This window comes from Mobiluncus mulieris, assembly GCF_014204735.1.
In the GTDB taxonomy this organism is placed as follows: Bacteria; Actinomycetota; Actinomycetes; order Actinomycetales; family Actinomycetaceae; genus Mobiluncus; species Mobiluncus mulieris.
The window spans coordinates 2,373,704-2,390,050 of the sequence record NZ_JACHMA010000001.1 but is presented as its reverse complement, the minus strand read 5'-3'; the positions used below and the strand labels follow the sequence as shown (position 1 = coordinate 2,390,050).

16 protein-coding genes and 2 tRNA genes are annotated in these 16,347 nt (G+C 53.2%); 11 read left to right on the top strand and 7 right to left on the bottom strand.

Annotation, left to right across the window (positions count from 1 at the left end; translation table 11 throughout):
• Positions 1–65: 65 nt before the first annotated feature.
• Complete coding sequence (gene hypD, locus F4555_RS10455; RefSeq protein WP_004013390.1) at positions 66–1,205, top strand: hydrogenase formation protein HypD; 1,140 nt, start codon at positions 66–68, stop codon at positions 1,203–1,205.
• Between the two features lie 54 nt (positions 1,206–1,259).
• Here hypD and F4555_RS10450 read toward each other — a convergent pair whose 3' ends face one another.
• The 3 genes from F4555_RS10450 to F4555_RS10440 all read right to left on the bottom strand — a co-directional run bounded on the left by F4555_RS10450 (position 1,260) and on the right by F4555_RS10440 (position 4,274).
• Complete coding sequence (locus tag F4555_RS10450; protein ID WP_231282640.1) at positions 1,260–2,075, bottom strand: hypothetical protein; 816 nt, start codon at positions 2,073–2,075, stop codon at positions 1,260–1,262.
• An 85-nt stretch (positions 2,076–2,160) separates the two neighbouring features.
• On the bottom strand, positions 2,161–2,787 hold the full coding sequence (locus tag F4555_RS10445) for a LytR C-terminal domain-containing protein (protein ID WP_004013393.1): 627 nt from the start codon (positions 2,785–2,787) through the stop codon (positions 2,161–2,163).
• Complete coding sequence (locus F4555_RS10440; RefSeq protein WP_004013932.1) at positions 2,784–4,274, bottom strand: uracil-xanthine permease family protein; 1,491 nt, start codon at positions 4,272–4,274, stop codon at positions 2,784–2,786. Before F4555_RS10440 ends, F4555_RS10445 begins: the two co-directional genes overlap by 4 nt.
• Positions 4,275–4,346: 72 nt before the next feature.
• Here F4555_RS10440 and F4555_RS10435 point away from each other — a divergent pair, with 72 nt between their 5' ends.
• Positions 4,347–4,688 carry a hypothetical protein gene (locus F4555_RS10435; RefSeq protein ID WP_004013395.1) on the top strand — a complete coding sequence of 114 codons (342 nt, stop codon included), beginning with the start codon at positions 4,347–4,349 and terminating at the stop codon, positions 4,686–4,688.
• Here F4555_RS10435 and F4555_RS10430 read toward each other — a convergent pair.
• Positions 4,685–5,959 carry a diaphanous protein gene (locus F4555_RS10430; RefSeq protein ID WP_115325650.1) on the bottom strand — a complete coding sequence of 425 codons (1,275 nt, stop codon included), beginning with the start codon at positions 5,957–5,959 and terminating at the stop codon, positions 4,685–4,687. The genes F4555_RS10435 and F4555_RS10430 overlap by 4 nt on opposite strands.
• A 184-nt stretch (positions 5,960–6,143) precedes the next feature.
• On the opposite strand from F4555_RS10430, the gene F4555_RS10425 reads away from it, so the two are divergent.
• Together F4555_RS10425 and F4555_RS10420 are read left to right on the top strand one after the other, a co-directional pair.
• Positions 6,144–6,227, top strand: a tRNA-Leu gene (locus tag F4555_RS10425).
• Positions 6,228–6,291: 64 nt separating this feature from the next.
• Positions 6,292–7,143 (top strand): MetQ/NlpA family ABC transporter substrate-binding protein, encoded by an 852-nt coding sequence (locus F4555_RS10420; protein WP_004013934.1) that lies wholly within the window; start codon positions 6,292–6,294, stop codon positions 7,141–7,143.
• Positions 7,144–7,252: 109 nt separating this feature from the next.
• Here the strand turns inward: F4555_RS10420 and upp are convergent, their stop codons facing one another.
• Positions 7,253–7,888, bottom strand: coding sequence for a uracil phosphoribosyltransferase (upp, locus tag F4555_RS10415; protein ID WP_004013399.1), 636 nt, complete (start codon positions 7,886–7,888; stop codon positions 7,253–7,255).
• A gap of 57 nt (positions 7,889–7,945) precedes the next feature.
• Between upp and tadA the strand changes: the two genes are divergently transcribed.
• From tadA to mtnN, 3 genes are all read left to right on the top strand, one after another.
• Positions 7,946–8,482: a tRNA adenosine(34) deaminase TadA gene (tadA, locus tag F4555_RS10410; RefSeq protein WP_115325652.1), complete on the top strand. Its 537-nt coding sequence runs from the start codon at positions 7,946–7,948 to the stop codon at positions 8,480–8,482.
• A gap of 106 nt (positions 8,483–8,588) precedes the next feature.
• Positions 8,589–8,676: transfer RNA gene (locus F4555_RS10405), tRNA-Ser, on the top strand.
• Positions 8,677–8,763: 87 nt separating this feature from the next.
• A complete protein-coding gene (gene mtnN / locus F4555_RS10400) occupies positions 8,764–9,528 on the top strand; it encodes a 5'-methylthioadenosine/S-adenosylhomocysteine nucleosidase (protein ID WP_004013944.1) in 765 nt (254 codons plus the stop codon).
• A 152-nt stretch (positions 9,529–9,680) separates the two neighbouring features.
• Here the strand turns inward: mtnN and F4555_RS10395 are convergent, their stop codons facing one another.
• The gene (locus tag F4555_RS10395) at positions 9,681–10,148 is read right to left on the bottom strand and encodes an S-ribosylhomocysteine lyase (RefSeq protein ID WP_004013402.1); all 468 of its coding nucleotides are present in this window, start codon (positions 10,146–10,148) and stop codon (positions 9,681–9,683) included.
• Between the two features lie 456 nt (positions 10,149–10,604).
• On the opposite strand from F4555_RS10395, the gene nrdH reads away from it, so the two are divergent.
• Together nrdH and nrdE are read left to right on the top strand one after the other, a co-directional pair.
• A complete protein-coding gene (gene nrdH / locus F4555_RS10390; RefSeq protein ID WP_036342856.1) occupies positions 10,605–10,850 on the top strand; it encodes a glutaredoxin-like protein NrdH in 246 nt (81 codons plus the stop codon).
• 226 nt (positions 10,851–11,076) lie between these two features.
• Positions 11,077–13,218, top strand: a complete 2,142-nt coding sequence (gene nrdE, locus F4555_RS10385) for a class 1b ribonucleoside-diphosphate reductase subunit alpha (protein ID WP_036342858.1) — start codon at positions 11,077–11,079, stop codon at positions 13,216–13,218.
• A 66-nt stretch (positions 13,219–13,284) separates the two neighbouring features.
• Here nrdE and F4555_RS10380 read toward each other — a convergent pair whose 3' ends face one another.
• Positions 13,285–14,025 carry a hypothetical protein gene (locus F4555_RS10380; protein ID WP_004013945.1) on the bottom strand — a complete coding sequence of 247 codons (741 nt, stop codon included), beginning with the start codon at positions 14,023–14,025 and terminating at the stop codon, positions 13,285–13,287.
• 226 nt (positions 14,026–14,251) lie between these two features.
• On the opposite strand from F4555_RS10380, the gene nrdF reads away from it, so the two are divergent.
• A complete protein-coding gene (gene nrdF, locus F4555_RS10375; protein WP_004013407.1) occupies positions 14,252–15,220 on the top strand; it encodes a class 1b ribonucleoside-diphosphate reductase subunit beta in 969 nt (322 codons plus the stop codon).
• 154 nt (positions 15,221–15,374) lie between these two features.
• On the top strand, positions 15,375–16,127 hold the full coding sequence (locus F4555_RS10370) for a hypothetical protein (protein WP_004013408.1): 753 nt from the start codon (positions 15,375–15,377) through the stop codon (positions 16,125–16,127).
• Positions 16,128–16,347: the final 220 nt, after the last annotated feature.

Genomic DNA, 16,347 nt, shown 5'->3' with positions numbered 1-16,347 from the left:
ACCCCGAGCCTGAAAGCGCGCCACAACGAGAAACTTAGCCCAGGAGGCGAACACAACAAACCACCATGAAATACGTCGATGAATACCGCGACCCAGTAGCTGCTAAAGCCCTGCTAGAACGCATCAAAAAACTCGCCGCCAAACTCGAAACCCCCCTGGCCTTTATGGAAATTTGCGGGGGACACACTCACACTATTTACCGTCACGGTTTGGAGCATTTATTACCAAAAAACCTCGAGTTGATTCACGGACCGGGATGTCCGGTGTGTGTCATCCCCCTAGGCAGGGTAGACGACGCGGGGTGGTTGGCGCGGCAACCCGGGGTTATTTTCACGACATTCGGTGACATGATGCGGGTTCCCGGCACCCAAGGTTCCCTACAACAAGCCAAGGCACAAGGATGTGACATTCGTTTCGTATATTCCCCCCTCGATGCCCTGCAGATTGCGCGGGAAAATCCCCACGCCGAAGTGGTGTTCTTTGCAGTGGGATTTGAAACCACGGCACCTTCCACCGCCGTGGCCTTAGATCGCGCCGAAAAAGAAGGCATAGAGAACTTTTCGATTTTCTGTAACCACGTACGTATTGAACCCCCGCTGCGCGCTATTCTGGGGCTAGACCAGGGACGTATCAAAGGCTTTATCGGACCGGGACACGTCGCCACCATTGCCGGCACCAAGGCCTTCGAGTTTATCCCCCGCGAATACAATCTGCCGGTGGTAGTGACAGGTTTTGAACCCCTCGATATCCTCCAAGCCGTAGAAATGCTGATAGAACAATACGTTTCAGGTCGAGTGGCATCCGGTCACGCTGAGGTGGAAAACCAATACGCCCGGGTGGTACTTCCCGAAGGCAATACGGCCGCGCTGAACCTGATGGCTAAGGTGTTTGAACACCGCGATACCTTCGAGTGGCGCGGACTGGGTTTCATCCCCGACTCCGGGTTTAAAATCGCCACCGCTTACGCGAAGTACGATGCTGAAAAGCGTTTTGACCTGCCGAATTTACGCGTCAGCGACCCACCAAGCTGCCAGTGTGGACAAGTTCTTACCGGTTCACTCAAGCCCTGGCAGTGCGGGGTATTTGGCACCGCTTGCACCCCAGCAAACCCCGTGGGTACCTGCATGGTCAGCCCCGAGGGAGCTTGCGCCGCATACTACAACTTCGGCCGGGTCGACCCGGCGGTAGCCGCCGCCTTGGTGTAATTACCGAAATTTACCGGCATTTGCTGGGATACCCAGTGACCCGCTAACGATTGCTTAGCGCCCGCCGTCATGAGTGGGCACCCAGCTGGTACCCACTGTCCTGGTGTTACCCGTCACAATCGACAAGTCATTACGGATATTAGAACCAGTCAGTAAACCGCGCGCCACCGGAATCAACTTGCGTGACACGGCGGCGCGAACCAAGGGGATAATCAGCTCAGCTTGCATATCAGGAACCCGCCCCACATAGGTTTTCTTGTCCAAATACGCGTGCAGATTCGACTGTTCCTCTACCATAACCAGCGCCACCGGTACGGTTTTCCCCGTGGAAATAAAGGGACGCAACGGTTCCACGTAATTCTCGAAGTCTTCTAGCACTATCTCATCGCCCGGAGGCAAAATAGTAAAGGCTCGCTTGGGGAAGAAATTCACCGGCCCCACCGCCCCCACCGGAGGCAGACTTAAGGTCACCCGGTTAGCCAGGCGGGTTTTGGTGCGCTGCGCCCACAGGTGTGCCGGCACCACCAGATTCAGTCCCTGGGAGTCCAAGCCGTTCATCTCTACAACGTATTTCCCGGCCGTGGCCTGGTCGAGACGCCCGATGAAATGTCCTTGCACCCAGATACAAACCGCCGCGTAATCGTCGGGATTATTACGTTCGCGCACCAAGTACGCCCAGTCGTCGAATTCGGCTCCGTTGATGTCATCAAGGTTACGCCCCGCAAACAAGGCCTCGAATTCAGCTTGGAACTCCATGGAATCCGCAACAGTGGCGAAAGTAGACGGGGCTTCCCAGCCGGCAAAAGACTTTGGATACGGCCGTGCTGGTCCGCTGCTGCGGCTCTTTGCGGATTTACTAAACAGACCCACGCTTCCTCCATTTACGTTACTGCTGGTTTAATCATAGCTAACCCCACTCTTACTCTTAGGAGTTTCTACGATGATTTAGGCAAAATTAGTCCAATTTCGAGCATTTTTCGCTAGGTTCAGGGTAGCTCCCCAGCTCGCCTCCCCCCAAAATTTCTTTGGACAATGCCCCCTGGAATTGTTCTCCCAACAACACCTTTATGCGGTCTTTTTTGGATAAATCAATGCGCACCTCCGAGTCTGGTAAAGCTCGGGACAAAGAATACGCTTTCGTGATTCCAGCCTTGCCGGTGGTGATGCGCGCTGAACCGGCATAGGATTCCGAGGCATTACCAATACTTTCAATCCCGACTCCAAAAGTCTTGAGCCGCTCGGCGGTTTCTTTAGCTAAACCGTTTCGCGAAGAACCGTTATAGACACTGACCTTTACCTGACTCAACGCTACTGGGGTGCCGCTGGGGGGACAGGGCGGAGCCTTGGCTTTGGCTTCTTCCGAGAGGGTAAAGCTATTGCCGAATGGCAGGGTAAAGATTCCAGTGGCGAAAGGTATCGCCGCGACGGTTATCGCCGCCATCCCCAATATTATCCACCCCAGTAAGACGAACTGTTTAGCAAAGAGCCGACGGCGGCGAACCTTACGTTGGACAGCAGCAGCCTTGGAATCGGTGGGGGGCGCGACTACTTCCCCCCAGGTGCTGTTGGGTGCTGGATTCATGAGGTGCCATCCCCTTTCTTAGCCTTGTCACCGCCAGCGCCAGGATTCCTTTCAGTGGCGCGGAGCTGTTTTGTTTTACCCTTCATTTTTGCGTTGACGTGGCGTTTGCGATAGGCAATCGAATCCAGTTCGGTTCCGGCCGGAGCGGAAGCCGGTGAGGCTTGCTCTAAAGAAGTACCCCTGATACTGGAAATCCAGCGCATCAGATGATAGATAACAATAGCTCCCAACGATCCCAAGGCTATGCCCTCGAAACTGACATCGCCAATCTTTAGGGTGTAGTTGGCTATAGCCATAACCATCGCTACCGCCGCCGTGTTCAGATTTACCGGATCTGAGAAATCCACTTGATTTTGCACCCAGATACGCACTCCCAACATCCCAATCATGCCGTAGAGTATCGTGGCCGCACCCCCCAAAACCCCGGGAGGAATCGTAGCAATGATTTCCCCAAACTTGGGCAGCATCGAAAGCACTATCGCTCCCAGAGCCGCCACAATATAAGCCACTGTGGAATAGACACGGGTAGCGGCCATAACTCCGATATTTTCCGCATAGGTGGTGGTTCCGGAACCACCACCACTTCCAGCAATCATGGTGGATAAACCATCGGCCATTAAAGCCCGTCCAGAAAGATCATCGAGGTTTTGCCCAGTCATGGCGGCCACAGATTTGACATGGCCAATGTTCTCTGCCACTAACACCAAGACGACCGGCAAGAACAGTCCCAGGAAGGACGGGTCGAAGGCTGGGGTGTGGAATTGCGGGAATCCCACCCAATCGGCTTTAGAAATGGCTTCGAATTCGACTTCCCCACGGATAATGGCGCAAACATAGCCAGCCAAAACCCCGATGAGAATCGAGAGTCGACCAATGATACCTTTGAAAAGCACCGTGATTAGCAGCACGGAGATAATCGTGACCGTGGCGGTGACCGGAGCCTGTTTTACATTGTTCCAAGCGCTAGGAGCCAGGTTAAAACCAATCAGCGATACAATCGCTCCGGTGACAATGGGGGGCATGATTCGGTCAATCCACACCGCTCCCGCGAAGTGTACAATCAGTCCGACAGCTAACAGCAGTGCTCCTGCTGAAATCACCCCGCCTTGCGCTAAAGCCATCTTGGCGGAGTTTATTGGGGCACCGCCACCTTGGACATAACCAGTTACTGCCCCTATAGGGGCGATTAGCGCAAAACTGGAACCTAGGTAGGAGGGCAGACGCCCGGCGGTGATACCGATAAACAACAAAGTGCCTAGTCCAGTGAAAAAGAGAGTGGTGGCGGGGGAAAACCCGGTTAGCAGCGGCACCAGGAAAGTAGCCCCAAACATGGCCACGATATGCTGCATTCCGATACCAAAGGTACGTGGCCAGGTCAGGCGCTCGTCGGGTTGAACTACTTCACCGGTGGTTATGGATTTACCGTCCCCATGTAGTTTCCAATGTGCTAAAAAAGATTTTTGCTTGTCTGCAGCGATTTTCGCCACGATATCTCCTTTGCTAGACCGCTGTCCCTAGTCTAATACGACAGTGCACTCTCTTTGAGATAGGCTGGGAGGGTGAGTGAAGGTTATGTCTCGCATTTTCCCGGTACCGCAGAGGTAGACCCGACGCAAGTTTTTGTCTCGAGTGGATATCACGAGCCCCAACAGCAAACCTCTGCGGTGGTGATAGCGCTGTTTGTGGCTTCACTGGTGAGCCTAATCCCGGTCTTTGGCTCTTGGATTTCGGTGTTCAGTCTGCCGGCTGCCCTTGCTCTATTCCAAAACCGTCGCCTTCACGACCGACAACTACCAGGAAACCTGTTGCTTAGAGCCGCTGTAGGGATTTCGGTTTTGGGTTTAGGCATTGGGCTAGCCTCAATTTTGCCGCTCCTAGCGCTTTCCGGGACTATGAACTAGGCGCGGGCAAGGCTCGACTGGTCTTGAGAAGCATCTTGAATCTCTGAAGACAGTAAGCGTTTAATTTGAAACTCTTGAATCCAGGTAGTCCAGATAATCCCGCAGAATGTCGTGACCACAAAGGCTATTAATGACAACCAAGGTTGAGAAATCAGCGAACGCGCCACAATAGTGGCGGATAGCAAGCCTATGGGCATGAAAGCTCCCAGCCAGATGGTTTTGTATCCCGTCGGGTCATAGAAACGCCCCGAACCGATGCGGGAGGCAAATGCGTAGGTGAACATCAAAACAACCGTCATTACGGCCATGAAAGCAATCAGAGACAAAAAGGCGTTCAAGGCAGATACAGCAGCCCCACAAACTCCACAGAATATGGAAATCACCCAACGCACCCAGCGAGGCACAGCCACGATACGAGCTAGAACCTGACGAGCATGCTCGGGATCACGGATAGATTCCATGATTAGCGAAACTTCGTAGCCCGTATAGTAGGATGGGTGCTCCCTCGCGATGTAAGGGATGGGGTAGCGAATATCTGGTTCCGGAACCGAACCTACCGAGAGACCCACGGCTCGGAACTGCAGCCCATCAGAGTCTTCTAGCTCTTTGGGTGAGGCGATGGTCGAGGCCGCCACATTGGAAACCGGTTGTCCCAGCAGTTCCTTGAAGGATAAGGCTGCATTGGGATCGCCGGGAAGGGTGAAGCCGCCTGGATTCGCATTGGAAGTAACGCTGGGGTCTTGGGCATTGGCCTGGCGACTTTTACGTCGCGAAGAGCGACTGACTGAAGCCGGCACTAAACCGGGCATATTGAAAGGCACTCGAGTGCGTAAATCCGCTAAATCGGGGTGTTGTTCCTCGGCGAGTTGCGCTACTTTACGAACATCCATCGGTTCATCGGAGTAGCGGCGCGACGGCGTGGCACTATCGAACGCAGGCACGCTAGGAGGCACGGGGTATTGTCCCGGGGTCAATCCCTGACCCATATTCGGATAGGGCACCGGAGGCGTTTGTGGATACCCCTGTCCAGTAGAAGGAGCCGCTGGGTAGCCCGCAACATTATCCCCACCTATACTCGCAGCGGGGAAAGGAACCTGTCCTTCGTAGGGTGGATATCCATAGGCATCGGGACTAGAGGGATTTATACCCGGGATAGCCTGACTCGCGTCTTGCGGTGGCATGTTCAAACTCACCGGCGGCACCTGGGGCGTAACCTGGTTGAGGTTCGAAGACCCCGGAAAACCACTATTCGGTTGAAACATGTCGCCCATAAGCCGTGACCCTCCTCTCTGTGAAACATTCACCCATCATTCTACTTGCTTTTTTGCTCTGGGGACACTCAACCGGGGTTAAACCCCTAAAGTTACGCCACTTATAACAGGCTGGTAGATTTAATTTGCTCATTAGCCATAGTTTAGGTATCTTTTTAGGGCGTTCAGTTTAACTGGCAGCCTAGCGCAGGTGGCGGAATTGGTAGACGCGCACGGTTCAGGTCCGTGTCCCAGTGATGGGGTGGGGGTTCGACTCCCCTCCCGCGCACAGTGAGTTTTTCCTATGGAAAAACTCACTTTCGGTTAAACAGCATTTTGAAAGGACGTGTTAGATGAAAAGCCTATTCTCGCGCAGCCTTGCCGCTGCAGCGGCTGGTGTATTCGCTTTGACCTTAGGTGCTTGCGGGGGTTCCACCTCTGAAAACTCCTCTGGCGGCACTGGTGATAAACTCACCGAATTGACCGTGGGTGCCTCCCCGGTTCCTCACGCCAAGATTCTGAAGTATCTCGAAGACTCCGGCGAAGCTAAGAAGGTCGGGTTGAAACTTAATGTGAAAGATTTCAACGATTATGTCTTACCTAACGAGGCTTTAGCTGGTGGCGACATTGACGCTAACTACTACCAGACGGTTCCCTACCTAGAGAATCAGTCTAAATCCCGCGGCTACAAGTTCACCGCCGGCAAAGGAATCCATTTGGAGCCTTTGGCGATTTTTTCCAAGAAAGTCAAGAGTTTCAAAGAAATCAAAGACGGCGCTACCATCAGCATTATCAGCGACCCAGCTAACCAGGGTCGCTCCCTGGCTTTGCTGGCAGCCAATGATTTGTTAAAGCTCAAGGGAACTGATGCTTCGGTGCTGCAAATCAAGGACGATCCGAAGGTTAACCCGCACGGTTTCAAGTTCCACGAAGTAGACGGTCCTTCACTGGTGACTTCTCTTCCGGATGTTGATCTTTCCGTTATCAACGGAAACTTCTATCAGTCGGCGGGTCTAAAGCCTTCCGAGGCACTAGCCATTGAATCACCTAAGGATAATCCGGCGGTGAATATCCTGGTGTGGCGCGCTGACGAGAAGAACAAACTCGAAGCCATCAAGAAGCTCGAAGACCTGTTGCATTCAGATGTTACTAAGAAATACATCGAACAAACCTGGCCCGGCAAAGAGGTTATCCCCTCGTTCTAGACTTCGATTTTTCTGTGGTTAAATGTTTTCGCGCCCCGCTTAGGGGCGCGAAAACATTTACGCTCGGGATAGGGCAAGCACCTCATGAACCCGAAGAATAAACCAAAATCTAGACTAGACCGTAGAGACGATCCCCGGCATCGCCCAAACCGGGCACGATATAGGCGTTCTCGTTCAGATGGTCATCAACCCCACCAACCACGACTTTGACCTCGGCGCGATTACCCACTGCGTCTTTCACCGCCGCGATGCCCTCCGGGGCAGCCAACAGGCAAGTACAGGTAACATCACGCGCTCCGCGCTCTAAGACATAGTTGATGGCTGCCACCAAGGTTCCTCCCGTAGCCAACATGGGATCAACCAAAAAACACTGACGCCCCGACAAATCTTGAGGGAGACGATTCGCGTAAGTCTCTATGGCCAGAGTTTGCTCATCGCGTTTCATCCCCAGGAAACCCACCTCTGCGGTAGGCAGCAGGCGGGTCATGCCCTCTAGCATCCCCAACCCTGCTCGCAGAATCGGAATCACAATCGGGTCAGGGCTGGCGAGTTTCCTCCCGGTGGTTTTCGTCAAAGGGGTTTCGACTTCAACTTCTTCGGTACGCACCCCCCGGGTAGATTCATAGGCCAATAGAGTGGTAAGTTCATCGGCTAACTGACGGAAAACCGGTGAAGGCGTGTTTTTGTCACGTAACAGGGTTAATTTATGAGAAATAAGCGGGTGATCCGCAATCTGTAACTGCATGGTTTTAACTTACCCTGAAACTGTCGATGCCAGGGCATTCTTCGGTATGGTTGAACAATGAACCATCCCAGTCTGAGTGTTGCCGAACAACGCGCCTTGGATACCGCCTTCGACTTAGCGGCTCGCGCTGCGGTCTCCGGGGATGTACCCGTGGGAGCCGTGCTGCTGACAGCGCAGGGCATCGTGGCTGGCTTAGGGCTAAACCAACGGGAAATTCCCCCGCATGACCCCACGGCTCACGCCGAAATTGTGGCCATGCGTGAAGCCGCCGGGAGACTGCGGACGTGGAATCTCGCGGGTTGTACCCTGGTGGTTACCCTGGAACCCTGCACGATGTGTGCCGGAGCAATAGTGGCCGCTAGGATATCGCGGCTGATATTCGGGGCTTGGGATTCGAAAGCCGGGGCGTGTGGGTCAATACGCGATGTGGTGCGTGATTCGCGCCTCAACCACCAAGTCGAGGTTATCGGTGGGGTGGCCGAGAAACGCGGGGTGGCGCTCTTGCAAGATTTTTTTGGGAAACGCCGCTTGAATTCAGCCTTGAATCCAAGGCTGAATTCAAGGCTGAATTCAAGGCTGAATCCAAGTTCGTAGCATCCCCTTCTAAAATGGTAAACTTACTCGATGTGTTTCCTTTCAGGAGACGCTTTACTGGATTCAGTCCCACAGCAGGCTAGTCCTGCTGGGTCTCGTTCCTTGAGGTAGCGTGTCCGAGCGGCCGAAGGTGCAGCACTCGAAATGCTGTGTGGTGAAAGCCACCGTGGGTTCAAATCCCACCGCTACCGCCAAATACTGTTGCTAGTGCAACGAAAGATTCGGGATTCTCGCGAGCGAGAATCCCGAAAAACTATTCCGCAGCGATGCAAAGGAGAATCGTGAGTCCATTCCCAGACCTGCAAATTCCGCTTGCCCCAGCCCGAATACCGGTGCTGGCCATAATCACCGCCGCCATGGAAGAAGAAGCCACCCCGATTCGAGAAATCGCCGCTGCAAAGGGCAATGTGGTACGTCTGGGTTTAAAGGGCTCCCTGCAGCTGCTCACGGTAGAGGACGCCACCCTCGCCCTGGTAACCACGGGCATAGGCCTAACCAATGCCGCCAGTTCACTTACCGCAGCTCTGAGCTATGTCTCACCGCGCTATATCTTTTCTTGTGGCTCTGCAGGCGGCTTGGATGCCAAAGCCACTGTAGGGGAAGTTACCGCCTCTAGTGACTGTGTTTATGGACGCGCCGATGCCCGCGAATTCGGCTATGAACTGGGGCAAGTCCCCGGGATGCCAGCAAGCTATGTTGCCGATGAAGACTTGCTCAGTCGTTTCACCGCTCTGCCCGCTCAGCTGGGTCACACCACCACACGGGCAGGCAGATTCCTGTCCTCGGACTGTTTTGTTAGCGCCGAACTGGCTGTAGAGTTTCGGAAATTATTCCCCAGCGCCATCACTGCGGATATGGAATCCACGGCTTTGGCACAGGTCGCAGCGGGAGTAGAAGTGCCGTTCCTCGCGATTCGCGGTATCAGCGACTTGTGCGGCCCAGAAGCCGCCGCCGATAACTATCAGCGCGCCCCCGAAGCCTCACGCTTGAGCTTCTTGGTAGCACTGTGCCTGATTGGGCTGCGCGAACCGGAAGAAATCGCTTAAATAAGCTCACTCTCCATGCCTGGATTTAAAGCCTTATTTCCTAAAGAATGAGTAAAAGTGCAGGTAATAGGCTTACCGCCACCACGATATAGGCATATCTTTCCTAGAGGCACGGAGGGTAAGTCCTCCACACATTCAGGGTCACAGACTTCCTAGTGTGAATAAATCTTGTCCCATTCCTCGCGATGATTCAACATAGTCTGCGCGGCTTGCTGCGCCCCACTTAAACTGTGGCTAGCCCCCCAGCCGCATTGAATTTCATTGGCAGCTGGAACTTCTGTCATGTGAACCACGTCAACCAAAGTTTTCTCTAATATCCGCATAAACTCCTCGGGTTCAATCCCTAAAGTCAAGGCATAGAAACCGGTTTGGCAACCCATCGGCGAGAAGTCAATCAGCTGTTTAGTGTGGTTGCGCATATGTTCCGCAATGGAATGCTCCAGGGAATGTACCACCGGCATCTCGAGGTGTTCTTGGTTTGGTTGACAAAACCGCACATCGTACTTGATAAGGGTGTCCCCGCCGGGAAGGGCTTCGCGATGCGCTACCCGCACAAACGGCGCCTTGACCAGGCGATGATCGAGCTGAAAAGATTCCACATTGGTCGGTTTTGTTTCCATACAGCCATTATCTCACGGCGCGCGTGGCAGCGACGAAGTCGCACGAGCCACGCGATAAGTGCCCCCACCCGGGGATGGCACCTCATGAATCCGAACCCACCAGAGCGACCGAGGCAACCCGAGCGACACGCCGAGAGGAAAATTTAAAACCAAAATTTGTTTTCCACAAGATGTGGAAAACTACAAGCGTGTAATTTATCCCCGTGACGTGCTCTGATAGGCCACTGTCACCCCACGCCCACAGCCTGGACACAACTTGTCCACAAGCCTAACGTACCCCAATTCCAACCACAACATGTTGTGGTGCTGGACTCGATGCTCCACAAGGTGTAGTGTTTTGAACTCGACAGCACTTTTGAGCTGAGATATAATAACAGCATTGTAGTTTTCACCCGGAAACTGAAGAGTTTGATTCCGGGAAAACTCGAGAGGGACATATTCCGGAAGGAACGAAACATGAGCATAATCGTCTACACCAAGCCCAACTGCGTCCAGTGCAACGCTACGAAGCGGACTATGGACAAGCATGGGCTGGACTATGACACGGTGGACTTAACTCAAGATATCAACGCACTCAATCGCGTCAAAGAACTGGGGTTCAGCCAGGCTCCCGTGGTTGTGGCCGGAGAAGATGCCTGGTCCGGGTTCCGCCCCGATAAAATCAAGGAGCTGTCCACCACAGTTGAAGCCGTGGCCATCTAAACCCACCTCGCCTCAAACAAATTTAAGGATTTAATGTGGGGGACGCGGGTGCCCCCAAAATTTACTGTCCCCACTGACTATTTTAGGTCAGCTCGGTGAGTGCTGCCCGGATACGCCTGGTGGGGCAGGCCTAGACATAGAAGCCCAAAGAAGGATTGACAGAATTTTGGAAACAACAGCATTCCCAACCAACCAGCCCGGCACCCCTGGCTCTGCCCCCAGCGCCATCGCGTCTAACGAACCACCCAGACTCAACCCGGAACATGACTATCACTCGCTAAACGCGAAACTAAATCTCTACGGGTCGGACGGAAAAATCCAGTTCGAGGCCGACGTTGAGGCAGCCCGCCAGTTTTTCGTCAACCACGTCAACCCCAACACGGTTAGTTTCAATACTCTTCAGGAAAAAATTGACTATCTGGTGACGGAAGGATACTACGAAAAGGAAACCATCGACCAGTACCGGTTCGAATTCATCAAGTCATTGTTTCAAAAGGCCTATGCGCACAACTTCCGCTTCCCAACCTTCCTGGGTGCCTTCAAGTACTACACTTCTTACACGCTCAAGACTTTCGACGGCAAACGATACCTGGAGCGTTTCGAGGATCGCGTGTGCATGGTGGCGCTCTATCTGGGGCGCGGCGACGAAACCCTGGCAACCGACATTATGGAAGAAATCATTACCGGACGCTACCAACCCGCTACCCCCACCTTCTTGAATGCGGGTAAAAAGGCTCGCGGCGAGATGGTCTCCTGCTTCCTGGTGCGAATCGAGGATAATATGGAATCCATAGCCCGGGGTCTCAACTCGGCGCTGCAACTGTCAAAACGCGGGGGCGGCGTGGCTCTACTGTTGACAAATCTGCGTGAAGCCGGGGCTCCCATCAAGCGAATCCAAAACCAGTCTTCCGGCGTGGTTCCGGTGATGAAAATGCTCGAAGACGCGTTTTCATATGCCAACCAGCTAGGGGCGCGCCAAGGTGCGGGGGCGGTGTACCTCAACGCCTTCCACCCCGACATCATGTCTTTCCTGGACACGAAACGGGAAAACGCCGACGAGAAAATCCGCATCAAGACGCTATCACTAGGGGTCGTAATTCCCGATATTGCTTTCGAATTAGCCAAGAACAAGGAGCCCATGTACTTGTTCAGCCCCTATGACATCGAGCGAGTCTACGGCGTGCCGTTCTCCGAGATTTCCGTGACGGAAAAATACCGTGAACTGGTGGACAACCCCCAGATTCACAAGAAACAGATTGATGCGCGCAAATTCTTTCAAACTCTAGCCGAAATCCAGTTTGAATCTGGCTATCCCTACATCCTTTACGAAGACACGGTCAATCGGGCCAATCCGATTGACGGGCGTATCGTCATGTCCAATCTCTGTTCCGAAATTCTCCAGGTCTCCGAGGCCTCCGAGCTGAACCCGGATTTGAGCTACCAGAAGGTAGGCAAGGATATTTCTTGCAATTTGGGTTCGATGAATATCGCGAAAACCCTGGATTCCCCTGACTTCGAGCAATCCATCCGGGTGGCGATTCGCGCGTTGACCGCCGTAAGTGATTTGACAAATGTGGAATGCGTGCCCACCATCCAGCGGGGTAACGCTATGAGCCACGCGGTGGGTCTGGGGGCAATGAATTTGCACGGCTGCCTGGCGCGCCACGAGATATTCTATGGATCCCCTGAGGGGCTTGATTTTACGAATATGTATTTCTACGCCACGGCTTTCTATGCCTTGAAGGCCTCGCATGAACTGGCGGTGGAACGTGGGCAACGCTTCGAGGGCTTCGAGCGTTCCCAATACGCCACCGGCGAGTACTTCGAAAAGTACATTAACGAGACGTGGGAGCCCAAAACCGCTAAGGTTCGCGAAATTTTTGCCCAATCAAGTGTGAAACTGCCCACCACCGAGGATTGGCGCCGCCTGGCAGAGGCAATTCAGCGTGACGGAATGTACAACCAGAATCTGCAGGCGATTCCGCCCACCGGGTCGATTTCCTATATCAACAACTCCACGGCTTCGATCCACCCGGTTGCCTCCAAGATTGAGATCCGCAAGGAAGGCAAGATTGGGCGGGTTTACTATCCCGCTCCCTACATGACCAATGACAATCTTGAGTATTACCAGGATGCCTACGAGATTGGTTACGAAAAAATTATCGATACCTACGCCGAGGCCACCCAGCATGTCGATCAAGGTCTGAGCCTGACGTTGTTCTTCCCGGATACCATCACGACTCGTGACGTGAATAAAGCCCAGATTTACGCATGGCGTAAGGGAATCAAGTCTCTGTACTACATTCGTCTACGTCAAGCCGCCCTGGAAGGAACTGAAGTCGAGGGCTGCGTCTCTTGTATGCTGTAGTAAAGTGACACGCTGTGGTGGTGTCGGCGGGTTCATGAGGTGATATTTCGCAACCCGAGCCTTTCGTTAAGGTTGTAGGGCTTCTGAAAAGAGGTACTGCAGCAACACCACGGCGGTGTCGTCATTTGGCGCGGTGCAGCCGGCACCGTAGATGAAATCATTGAAAATCTGGAGGCAATTATCCACGGTTTCCGAGCTAGCAGAATAGCCCATCTCAGCCAGGAACTTGACAGCCACCTCGGCGCTGGAACCTGGCAGCGCCCATTCTTCGGCGGCAAATATTTGGGCTAAAGCTCCCATGATGATGCGCAGGAAACTGCCTTCATCATCCTTGTCAGTTAGGGCGAATGCCAGCAAGGGCAGAATCGGTTGTGGATGACGCAGCTGGCGTATTCCCAGTAGAGACAGTAATACCTGGTCTCCAACCAAGCTGACCAGAGAAGACTTCAAAGCCAGGGTGAGATAGGCATGTAGGCTGTGGCGTACCCGGGTTTCTTCACAACAGGGGAAATCAGCGAGGAAACTTTGGGGTGGATGGGACAGTCGCGTCTTGAGAGCCGCAATGTCTACCCCGGTTTCCCCACCACAGGTGTGGCACTGAATTTCTTCGAGAATCCAGTTGAGGGGGCGCGACAGGGCGGATTCCGCCAGTTCCACCTGGGTGGCATCCACGCTCAAGTTAGACAGCCCCAGCAAATAGAGCCCTAGTTTGGAACCCGGCTGGAGATGCAACAGCTTTTCTCCGAAATCGGAGACGGGTAGTTGTGAGGCCAGACTGAAAAACTGGGCATCTTTAGATATGTCCACTATCTGACCTCCCCGAGAGTGTGCCATGCCGATTGTTTTTTAACGTCTCCCTTTACCTTAACGGCACAGGAGGATGTCAAGAGGCCGAATGACTAAACCTCTTGCCGAAAAATTGAAACTCCCGGCGCAGTCGCTAAACTTAAGGCCGGTGTTAAGAGGTAGTTAGACGGCTTTGCCGCTGACTGACATCAGAATTGAGTTGAATTTACTGTAAAAAGGAGCACTTATGGTCATCGGCATCCCTAAGATTGTCTCAGCCATCAACTGGAATGACATCGAGGATGAAAAGGATTTGGAAGTGTGGGATCGTTTGACCGGTAACTTCTGGTTACCTGAAAAAATCCCGCTGTCAAACGATATTCCCAGTTGGAAAACCTTGAATGCCGACGAGAAGCTCATGACCAACCGGGTGTTTACCGGTCTAACCCTGCTGGACACGATTCAGGGTACCGTCGGTGCCGTTTCTTTGATTCCGGATTCCAGAACCCCCCACGAAGAAGCGGTCTACACTAATATCGCGTTTATGGAGTCGGTTCACGCCAAGTCATACTCCTCCATCTTTTCCACACTGCTGTCCACCGAGGAGATTAACGAATCCTTCCAATGGTCAGAGAACAACGAATTCTTGCAGAAGAAGGCGCATATCGTCTTGGACTACTATCACGGAAATGATGCCGAAAAACGCAAGGTAGCCTCCACCATGCTAGAGTCATTCCTGTTCTACAGCGGTTTTTACGCCCCCATGTATTGGTCTGCTCATGCCAAGTTGACCAACACCGCAGATTTGATTCGCCTGATTATCCGCGACGAAGCCGTGCACGGCTACTACATCGGCTATAAGTTCCAAGTGGCGATGCGTGAATCCTCGTCCTCCCGGCAAGAGGAACTGCGTGATTACACGTATTCACTGCTCACCGATTTATATGACAACGAAGTGCTCTATACCGAGACTCTTTACGACACCTTGGGGTTGACCGAGGACGTCAAAAAATTCTTGCACTACAACGCAAACAAGGCACTAATGAACCTGGGGTACGAAGCCTTGTTTCCACCCGAGGAAATCGATGTGAACCCGGCCATTCTGGCGGCGCTTTCGCCTGCGGCCGAGGAAAACCACGATTTCTTTTCCGGTTCCGGCTCGTCCTACACCATCGGTACCGCCGAGGAAACCGAGGACGAAGACTGGGAGTTTTAAACATAAAATCTGCAACAATTTTCCTAAATCCTGATAAAATGCGAAAAAACTTCCCACGCGGGAGTGGCCTATTGTGCAAGGCAGTAGGTTTACTGTGATAAGTTGTAGTTAGAGTCCGAGAGATAAAGATAAACGTAATCGAGGTGTTCATTTCTTGTCGCGTCAAATAATTCTTTCACAAGGAGCCGTCGAAGCGGGTCTGTGGTACGTGCTGTCCCTGCGCTACGACGAGGAAATCACCCGCGAAATGCAACAAACTCCTCCAGACATGATTGACTACTGGTCACATAAGTTAAAGATTGACCCGCAGATGAAGGAGGACTTGGCTGTAGTTTTGCAGGAAGAAGTCCAGGTAGTGCGAAATCAGCGTAAAGCCGACCAGTCTTTGGGCGCAGAAAAAAGTCACTACATCTATCCGCAGTTCGACCAAATTTGGAAGCGGATTGTCCTGGTCAAGAAGCGGGCTAAGGAGCGCCCGGAAACCACCATCCCCGCTGCGGTTTACGAGCAGCTACGTATGAAGGAAATCACCTCTCGTGGGGTGCGTTCCTCGCAAGGCATGGTGCGCTGGCCTCCGACCTGCCAAACCATCACGAAACGCTGTGGGGGATCTTGGAACAACGCCTTGGAGAACATGGGGCTGATGACTTCCAAGCGGGGTCGTGCCCGAGGATCGCTCAAGTTCAGCGACGAAAAATATCTCCAGGCCTCGGTGGAGTTCATCCTGCATTGCCAGCAGGTTGACCGCGCCACCACTGTGGCCTATTACTGCCAGTGGGTGGCGCGCGAACGCCGTAGCGGCCGGATTTGGCCTTCGGCAGCGGCACAACGCCAGCTGCGGGGGACTTGGAATCATGTCATGGAACTGGGGCAAAAGATAGTGCAAAATAAAACTTTGTCCAGCTAGGGCGATACGCACTGGGTAAAACTGCGGTTTTTCCTTAGTTTCGTCGATTTGTTGGCGATTGACTACTGTAGATTGAATTTCAACCCCGGGAGGCTACCGTGAAACACGCCAATAACCGTCCGAACCACGCTGTACCCAGGATCGGTATCTCGATTGCGGCGGTAGTCGCTTCAAGTTCCCTCGTTTTTGCCGCGACTTCTTGGGCAGACAGGGGATTCAA